This is a genomic window from Streptomyces sp. HSW2009 (assembly GCF_040240285.1).
Classification (GTDB): Bacteria; Actinomycetota; Actinomycetes; order Streptomycetales; family Streptomycetaceae; genus Streptomyces.
Genome location: NZ_JBEHZD010000888.1, coordinates 1 through 2,066 on the forward strand (window position 1 = coordinate 1; position 2,066 = coordinate 2,066).

Here is a 2,066-nt window from a genome sequence, read left to right on the forward strand (position 1 = left end):
TTAACTCGCGCCCGCGCGCCGCGGGGGGGGGGCAGTGCGGGGCCCCACCGCCGGGGGGGCCCCCGCCGGGGGGCGCGGCGGGCGGCGCCGGGCGGCACGGTCCTTCGGGTCGATCGGGAAGCCGCGCCGGTCGAACCGCGGCCAGGCCGCCGCCCGCGGCGACCGGCCGCGCAACGCCCACTGCATCGCCGCACAGACCGCGGCCCGCGGGGCCTCCAGGATCGGCAGGGCGGCCGGCGCGGTGGCGGTGCCGGGCCAGGGCCCGCCGGCGGTGGCCCGTTCGGCGGTGCGCCGGCACTGGCCGCAGTCGTCGACGTGGCGTACGAGCTCGCGCCGCAGCGCCGCGGAGAGCAGCACCTGGGCGTCGCCGGCGAGCCGGGAGACGGTGGGGCAGCGGCCGAGTTCCACCACGGCGAGCGCCGCGCGGGTGCGCTCCACCTCGCAGGCCGCGCTGGCCAGCAGCGCCCGGGTCTCGTCCGGGTCGCCGCCGATGACGGCCGCGACCTCGTGCGGCGAGAGCTGGTGGCGCACCGCGAGCTCCAGCGCCTCGCGCTGCTCGGGGCTGGTGCCGGCGGCCTCGGGCCAGGCGAGGGCGGCCAGGTCGCGCCGGCGCTGGGCAGGGGCGGTGGGGGCGAGCACAGGGTGGGTGGGAGCTAGGCCGGCGTGGGAGGGGCCGGGGTGGGCGGCGCGGGAGCGGGCGGGGCGGGGGCCGCCCGCGCGCAGTTCGGTCAGCGTCCGCAGACAGGCCCAGCGGGCGAGCGCGTAAAGCCAGGGGCGGCGCAGGCCGACGTCGGTGCTGGGCGAGTGCTTGCCGGGTCCTGGCGCGCGGGCCCGGCCGGGCGGCAGCGAGAGTTCGGGGGCCATCGGGGGCGGGGCGGCCGACGCCATCGGGGGCGGCACGGCCGCGCCGCCGTCCTTGGCCGTGAACCCGGCGGCGCGCCCGCGCAGCCGCCGCCGCTCCGCGACCGCGAGCGCCTCGCCGAGTGCGGTGGTGGCGGCGTCGTGGTCGCACAGCACGGACAGGCAGTACGTGAAGAGGCCGTCGAGATACGGCTCGTAGCACGCGGGGGGACGCTCCGCGAGGGGGCGGGGGGCGCGCGCAGTGCGTCGTTGAGCGCGGTGTGCGCCGGTGGGATGCGTGGGGTGCTCAGACCTGCTGCTCATCACCTGGCGACGGTAGGGGGATCACACCGGGTCACCCGCCTAGCACGGGCACCTTTAACTCATACGGGTGACCATCTCGCTCGAAAGGGGACAGACTTCTCACTTTGCGTGATTCCCGGGGCCCGACCTTGACATATGCGCCTGGCTCGTCCCGATTTCGTTGGCCACCGGCTCACCCGTACCGGTGCCGACACGCCCGGCGGGACGCCCGCCGGGCGCCGGCCGCGTACCGCCGACCGGCCGAACGGTGCCGCCCGTCCTGCGGGCTCCGCCGCCTGCTCTGGGGCCCGCTCGCCACGGGAGCCCCGCGGCCTGTCCCGAGTCCGTGCCCGCTCGTGGGTCCGTGCCGGCTCCGGGAGCCGTGCCCGCTCCGGGGCCTCGCTCGTCCCGGGGGTCGCCCCCCGTCGCGGGAGCCCCGCCGCGCTCCCCGCCCCGCCGTCGGAAGGCCCCCGCGGCCCGGGATTGTCGGACCGCACCGCTACGGTGATGAGCATGGCCACCCGTAGCTCCCGTTCGTCCGCCAAGGACCGCCCCTCCTACCGCTGTAGCGAGTGCGGCTGGACCACGGTCAAGTGGCTCGGCCGCTGCCCGGAGTGCCAGGCGTGGGGGACCGTCGAGGAGTTCGGCGCCGCCCCCGCGGTGCGCACCACGGCGGCCGGTCGGGTCACCACGGCCGCGCTGCCCATCGCCCAGGTCGACGGCCGCCCCGCCGCCCCCCCCGGGCCCCGGGGGGGGGGGGTGGGGCGGGGGGGGGCCGGGGGGGGGGGGGGGGTCACGGGGGGGGGGGGGGGGGGGGCCGGGGGGGGCGCCGCGCCCGCGCGCGGGGCCGCCGCCCGCGGCCGTGGTGGGCGGCGGAGCCCGTTGTCGACGCCGCGTCAAGGTCACGGCCGAGCTGTCCTGTT

Annotated in this window: 2 pseudogenes; one reads left to right on the forward strand and one right to left on the reverse strand. The window is 79.7% G+C overall.

What is annotated here, in order from left to right:
• Positions 1-24: 24 nt before the first annotated feature.
• Positions 25-1,164: pseudogene (locus tag AAHZ94_RS33245) on the reverse strand (hypothetical protein); the annotation flags it as partial.
• Positions 1,165-1,656: 492 nt separating this feature from the next.
• Between AAHZ94_RS33245 and AAHZ94_RS33250 the strand changes: the two are divergent.
• Positions 1,657-2,066, forward strand: a pseudogene (locus AAHZ94_RS33250) (hypothetical protein); the annotation flags it as partial.